General features: G+C 64.0%; 6 protein-coding genes. 2 read left to right on the top strand and 4 right to left on the bottom strand.

What is annotated here, in order from left to right; all coding sequences use genetic code 11:
* The coding region (locus tag EN969_RS11315; RefSeq protein ID WP_127419129.1) for a ceramidase domain-containing protein at positions 1-662 on the bottom strand (662 nt) is incomplete at its 3' end.
* A gap of 172 nt (positions 663-834) precedes the next feature.
* Here EN969_RS11315 and EN969_RS11310 point away from each other — a divergent pair.
* Both EN969_RS11310 and EN969_RS11305 read left to right on the top strand, forming a co-directional pair.
* Positions 835-1,620, top strand: a complete 786-nt coding sequence (locus tag EN969_RS11310) for a thioredoxin family protein (protein WP_013528826.1) — start codon at positions 835-837, stop codon at positions 1,618-1,620.
* 433 nt (positions 1,621-2,053) lie between these two features.
* Entirely contained in the window at positions 2,054-2,437 is a 384-nt protein-coding gene (locus EN969_RS11305) for a DUF2794 domain-containing protein (protein ID WP_013528825.1), read from the top strand.
* A 132-nt stretch (positions 2,438-2,569) separates the two neighbouring features.
* On the opposite strand, the gene EN969_RS11300 is transcribed toward EN969_RS11305, so the two are convergent.
* The 3 genes from EN969_RS11300 to EN969_RS11290 form a co-directional block, all read right to left on the bottom strand.
* A complete protein-coding gene (locus EN969_RS11300) occupies positions 2,570-3,142 on the bottom strand; it encodes a GNAT family N-acetyltransferase (protein ID WP_063169546.1) in 573 nt (190 codons plus the stop codon).
* A 108-nt stretch (positions 3,143-3,250) separates the two neighbouring features.
* Positions 3,251-4,030 carry a Bax inhibitor-1/YccA family protein gene (locus EN969_RS11295; RefSeq protein ID WP_013528823.1) on the bottom strand — a complete coding sequence of 260 codons (780 nt, stop codon included), beginning with the start codon at positions 4,028-4,030 and terminating at the stop codon, positions 3,251-3,253.
* A gap of 227 nt (positions 4,031-4,257) precedes the next feature.
* The coding region (locus EN969_RS11290; RefSeq protein ID WP_164758219.1) for an ABC transporter permease at positions 4,258-6,661 on the bottom strand (2,404 nt) is incomplete at its 5' end.

Genomic DNA, 6,661 nt, shown 5'->3' with positions numbered 1-6,661 from the left:
ACTTTCGGCTTCCCGAACCGCGCCGCGGCGGCCAACAACACACCCAGCATCAGCCCGTTGAGGATGTGCCAGAGGAAGTGCGTGCCGAGCGGGAAGCCGCCGCAGACCAGCGGGTCGATCATCCGGCAGATGACGGACACCACGAAGATCGCCGACCCGGCCAGATTGTACCAGCCGGCGCGATTGCCGCTGGCGGCCACCAGCGCGCCGAAGAAGGCGAGCGCCAGGAACGGCGGCAGATAGCCCGTCGTGCCGTTCGACGCCTGGCGCAGCCAGTCCGGCACGGCAACGGTTATCGCCCCGGCAATCACATAGAAGGCGATGAAGATGGCGATGGCTTTGCCCCATCGCATGCCGAGGAAGCGACGCAGATTGAACAGCGTGTAGGCCAGCGTGAAGCCGGCGATCGGCAGCACGTCGGCCCAGACCGTGCCCTTGGTGGCAAAAGTGTGAAAGATCGTCGAGCCGATGCCGATCGCCACCACCCACCAGGCCAGAACCTCGGCGAAGGCGCCGGTGCCCAGCCTTCGCACCTCGCGCACGCCCCACAGGCCGGCGGCGATGAAGGCGAAGTTGGTCAGGGCGTTGACCGGTTCGGACCAGAATTCCGGGCCGGTCCGCTCGCAATAGAGGTCGACCGGCGCCAAAAACGTTTGCCACATCGCGATTGCCGCCCGAATCGGTTTCTATCCTGAAGCGCAGATCCTTCCTATTGCGGCGTTGCGGTCGGCTGCAACGGCAAAATTTCACCGCAACGTGACTTCCCGTTGACTTCCGGTTCTGCCACATATTTCAGCAATCAAGATAAAGCCGGCATCACCGGCGGGAATCGGAATGGCCATGGCCTCGCGAAAATCATTGTGGCTGGCAGCTCTTGCGCTGGCCTTCTCGGCGTCTGCCGGCGCCGGGCATGCCGGCGAATCCGATCGCGCCCAGACCGACCGGGTCCAGATCGAAAAGCCATTGGGCGTGGTCGAGCTGTTCACCAGCCAGGGCTGCAGTTCCTGCCCGCCGGCCGATACTCTGTTCTCCGAACTTGCCGCCAAGGAAGACATCGTCGCGCTCGCCTATCACGTCGACTACTGGGACTATCTCGGCTGGCAGGACACGCTCGGCCGCAAGGAGAACACCGAGCGGCAATACGACTATATGCGCGCCTTCGGCAGCCGCTCCGTCTATACGCCGCAGGCCGTCATCAATGGCCGCGTCCATGTCAACGGCGCCAACCGCGGCGAGGTCGATGGTGCGCTCGCCCGCATGGCCAAGAGCGGTGAAGGCATGCGCGTCGCCGTCAAGGTCAGCCGTACCAGCGATCGCGTGATGATCGACGCCGGCGATGCCGGCAACGGCCCCAGCGACGCCCATGTCGTCATCGTCTATTTCGACCCGCCGCAGACGGTCAAAGTCGGCGAGGGCGAAAATACCGGCCGCAAGATGACCTACTGGAACGCCGTCACCGGCATCCAGACCGCCGGCATGTGGCATGGCAAGGCACAGCGCTACGAACTGCCGATGAGCGAGATTGCCAAAAAGGGCGGCTGCGCCGTGCTGCTGCAGTCGGTCGGCAAGGACGGCATGCCCGGTCCCATTCTCGGCGCCGCATTCATCCACAAGCCTTGAGATAGAGCGCTCAAACCCCTGCCGCGGTAGCGCGAAGGTTCACCTATCACCAGCCAATAAAAAACCGACGTCAGCTTGCTTCTGACGCCGGTCATTTAGGTTTTGGGATCGTCGCTCCCGGTTCTTCCGAGGAAGAGCCGAGGTTGGTTCGATCCGACGCAGACCCGTGGGCGGGGGGCTTGGGGTTTACGAGCCGGTGCCGGACCGAACCGTCTCAGGCAACGCCGGTAAATTCGTCGGACATTGGGGCATGAGCGCGGATAAAAAAAGGCAGAAATGTGGCGGAACATCACCAATTCCAACACGGCGTTTCATAAAAGTGACTGGACGTGACGGAAACGGCGCGGCGCGGGGCTCGGTTCGCCGGGCCTTGCAATTCAGTCGCGAACACGCCAACTTTGGTTGGCAAAGATTCATTTTGAAGGATCGAGGCATGACCGATGACAGTGGCGGGACGGGGGATGGGGACGCATCCGCAATAATCCCGCTGCACGAGGCGCGACGCGAACGTCTCGATCAGCCGGTGCGGTTCGACCGACGCGAGCTGGACCAGATCCTCAGGCTCTACGGACGCATGGTCGCCGCCAATGAATGGCGCGACTACGCCATCGATCATCTCGCCGACCGCGCTGTCTTTTCCGTCTTCCGCCGCACCAGCGAAGTGCCGCTGTTCCAGATCGTCAAGGATCCGAAACTGGCCCGCAAGCAGGGCGCCTTTGCCGTCATCGCCGCCGGCGGCCGCATCTTGAAACGCGGCCAGGAACTCGGCCGCGTGCTCGGTGTGTTCGACAGCAAGTTGAAGCTGGTCGAAGCCTGAGCAGGGAATTAGAGCAGGGGAATTGAAGAAATGGAGAATTGATGAGTTGAAGAAAAGGCCTCGGCGTCATCTGTTGCCGCCGCTTCTTTTTATTCTTCAGTTCTTCAATTGCGCAATTCTTCAGTTCCTTCTTCAGTCCCCTCTAAGGCGAAACTTCCGCTCTGGCAGCGAACTCGGATCGGGCGGCGCCGATGCCCCGCCATTCAGCGACAGCTGCATGAACACCGTGTCCAGCCAGCGCCCGTGCTTGTAGCCGGAGCCTTCCAGGCGGCCCGAATGGCGAAAGCCGAGCTTTTCGTGCAGCCGCACCGAGGCGCTGTCGGGACGGCCATCGCCGATCACCGCGATGATCTGGCGAAAGCCCGCCGTCGTCACCGCCTCGATCAGGCTTTGCATCAGCTTGAGCCCGACGCCCTGGCCCTTGGCCTCGGGCGCGACATAGACCGAATCCTCGACAATGAAGCGATAGGCCGGGCGTGGCCGGAAGGCACCGGCATAGGCGTAGCCGAGAACCGCGCCGTCCTTCTCCGCCACAAGGTAGGGAAAGCCGCCGGCCATCAGGCTGTCGAATCGAACACCCATCTCCGCGCGGCTCGGCGGCTCCAACTCATAGCTCGCCGTGCCTTGGGCGACCGCGTCGGCGTAGATGCCGGTGATGCTGTCGAGGTCGGCCGCTGTCGCCGGTCGAATCGTAATAGTGCTCATAGTTTATGGGTGCCATTTCTCTGCTCGCGATAACAGCAAAGCCCGGCACAAAAGAAAAGGGCGGCCGTTGGGCCGCCCTTTTGGAACTCGATGGTCCAGCATGCTGAACTAGCGACGGTCGCCCATGAACTGCAGCAGGAACATGAACAGGTTGATGAAGTCGAGATAGAGCGTCAGCGCGCCCATGATCGCCTTGCGGCCGGCAACGTCCGAACTGTCGCCCTCGAAATACATCTCCTTGATCTTCTGCGTGTCATAGGCGGTGAGGCCCGCGAAGACCAGCACGCCGATCGCCGACACGGCAAACGACAGCGCCGACGACTGCAGGAAGATGTTGATCACCGACGCGATGATGATGCCGAACACGCCCATGATCAGGAACGAGCCCATCGCCGTCAGGTCGCGCTTGGTGGTGTAGCCGAACAGCGACAGCGCACCGAAGGCGGCGGCCGTGGCGAAGAAGGTCTGTGAAATGCTGGCCGTGGTGTAGACCAGGAAGATCGAAGACAGCGACAGGCCGACGAGACCGGCATAGACCCAGAACGTCGTCTGCGCTGCCGAAACGCTCATCGACTGGACGCGGAACGACAGGAACAGCACGGCGGCCAGCGGCGCCAGCATCACCACCCAGCGCAGCGGCGAGCCGAAGATCGCGTAGCCGAAGGACGTCAGCATCTCGCCGCTCGGCAGCGTCGCGACAGCCGAAGCCGGATCGGTGGTGGTGGCCAGCATGATCGTGCCGACAGCGGCAAGACCGGTGATGAGGAGGCCAAGCCCCATCAGATTGTAAACCTTGATCATGTAGGCGCGCAGGCCCTGATCGATGTCGGCACCGACGCCGACGCCGGGCACGGCGCGCGTCTGGTAGTTGCGAATGGGATCAGCCATTGTAGTCCTCTATTGCTTCTGCCCCGTCCGGTGTCAGGTCCTTCCGGACCTGGGCGCCGCTGGCAGGGCTCCAGCATGCCTGTGGCGAAATATGATGGTTATTCGCGTCAAGAACAAGACCGTAACCGGATGTAACGGTTCGTGAGAGGGCGAAGCGCCGTTTCCTCGGCTTTTCGGACGGCTTTCTTACCAAGATTTAATCCAGGATGCCCGTTCCGGGCCTGTCGTCACAGGTTGCGCAGCACCGGTGCTGCCTTGTGGCCGAGCACCCGCCAAGTACCGGCGAGACCAATGCCGACCGTGATCACCAGCGAAAACAGAATGGTTGCCACCGCCACCTCCGGCATGAAATGCGACGGCAGAGTCATGATGCGCGCGACGACGAACCAGGCGGCTGCGCTGCCCGCCGCCAGCGCGAAAATGGCGGTGGCCAGCCCGATCAGCATATATTCGAGCGAGAAGGCCGATATCAGCGTCGTGCGTGTCGCGCCCAGCGTCTTCAACACCACCGCATCATGGATGCGCGCCCGGTTGCCGGCTGCAAGCGCGCCGGCCAGCACCAGCACCGAAGCGATCAGCGCCACGCCAGCGGCCGCCCGGATCGCCGTGCCGAGCTGTCCGACCAGCCGGTTGACGATGTCGAGCGCGTCCTTGACCCGCACCGTCGTCACCGCCGGGAAGGCGCGGGTGACGGCGTTGAGGATGCGGGCGTCGTCGGCCGTCGATGCACTCTTTTCGGTCAGCGTCGCCATCCAGCCATGCGGGGCGCCCGCGAATGTGTTGGGCGAGAAGACCATGACGAAATTGATACCCATCGTCTCCCATTCGACTTGGCGGAAACTGGCGATCCTGGCCGTGACGTTGCGGCCCAGCACATTGACGGTGATGGTGTCGCCGAGCTTCAGCCCGATCTCCTTGCCTTCTTGCGCCGAAAACGAAACCAGCGGTTCGCCGCTGTAATTTTCGGGCCACCAACTGCCCTCGGTCAGCGTCGCGTTCTCCGGCTGCCTGGTGTCATAGGTCAGGCCGCGATCCCCCCTCAGCACCCAGGCGCCTTCCGCCGGCACCTTCACCTTGTCGACATCGACACCGTTCAGCGCCATCACCCGGCCGCGCAGCATCGGCACCTTGGCCAGCACGCCCTGCGGCGCCTCCTTGCCGATCAGCGCCGAGAAGGACGCGACATCGGCGCTCTGGATGTCGACGAAGAAGAAGTTCGGCGCCCGTTCCGGCAGGCTGCCTGAGATCTGTCGCCTGAGATTGCCGTCGATCAGCGCCAGCGTCACCAATAGCGTCAGCCCGAGCCCCAGGGACAGCACCACCGATGGCGTCAGGGCGCCTGGCCGATGGATGTTGCCGATGGCGAGCCTGAGCGCCACGAAGCGCACGCGCGGGCTTTTCCTGGCCGCCCATTGCACCAGTGCGCCGACCGAGCGCAGCACCAGGAAGGCGAAGACGGTAGCGCCGACAAAGATCGAGGCGATGCGCTGGTCGCCCGAGAACAGAATGGCCAGCGCCGCAAGCAGCAGCGCGATGCCTATGGCCGCCGCGACATAGGCGGGGCGCGGCAAGCCGCGGCCTTCCAGTCCCATTTCGCGAAACAGCGCGGTTGCCGGCACGTCGCGGGCGCGGCCGAGCGGCAGCAGCGCGAAAGCCAACGTCACCAGCAGGCCGAACAGCGCCGCCATGCCGAGCGCGCCGGGATAGAAGCCGCCTTCGGCCGGCACCGGAATGACGGATTGCAAGGCCGCGCTCGCCGCGAAGGGCATTAGTGCGCCGAGCACAAGGCCTAGCACGACACCCAATCCGGCTATGATCAGGATCTGCACGAGATAGACGGCAAAGACGAAGCCGCCCGAAGCGCCCAGGCTCTTGAAGGTGGCGATGACGCCGCGCTTGCCGTCGAGATAGGCGCGCACCGCATTGGCGACGCCGACGCCGCCGACCACCAGCGCCGTCAGCCCGACCAGGGTCAGGAACTGCGAGAAGCGTTCGATGTTGGACGACAGCGCGGGCGCCGCGTTGCTGCGCGTGCGGATCGACCAGCCGGCTTCCGGAAAATCCGTGGCGGCCTGATCCTGGATGGCCTTGAGCCTTGCCTCGTCGGCGTCCGCCGGCAGCCGGATTTTGTAGGCATTCTCGACCAGGCTGCCCGGCTGGATCAGTCCAGTGGCCGCCAACCCTTCGGTCGAGATCATCAGCCTCGGCGCGAAGCCGAAGCCGTCGGACACGGCATCCGGTTCGGCGACCAGCTTGGCGCGCAGTTCGAAAGTAGCGGTGCCGAGCTTCAGCCGGTCGCCAAGCTTGACGTGCAACCGCTCGAACAGAAGATCGGGCGCTGCCGCACCGAAGACGCCGAACTCTTCGCCGAACAGTTCCTGTTTCGACAGCGCCGGCTCGGTCTCCAGCGTGCCATAGAGCGGATAGACATGGTCGACCGCCTTGGCCTCGACCAGCGCCTGGTCGGATCCGTCGGCGAGACGCGCCATCGAACGCATGCTGGCGGTCCGCGAAACCGTGCCGAGCCCGTCAAGGAAGCTGCGCTCCGCCTGACTGGCGTCACGCTGGTTGATCTGGAAGCGAAGATCGCCGCCAAGCAGCGTCTGGCCCTGATTGGCGACACCGGCGGGG

The sequence above is a fragment of the Mesorhizobium sp. M7A.F.Ca.CA.003.01.2.1 genome (assembly GCF_003998945.1).
Lineage (GTDB): Bacteria > Pseudomonadota > Alphaproteobacteria > Rhizobiales > Rhizobiaceae > Mesorhizobium > Mesorhizobium ciceri.
The sequence above is the reverse complement of the archived record's forward strand: the minus strand, read 5'-3'. Positions and strand labels throughout refer to the sequence as shown.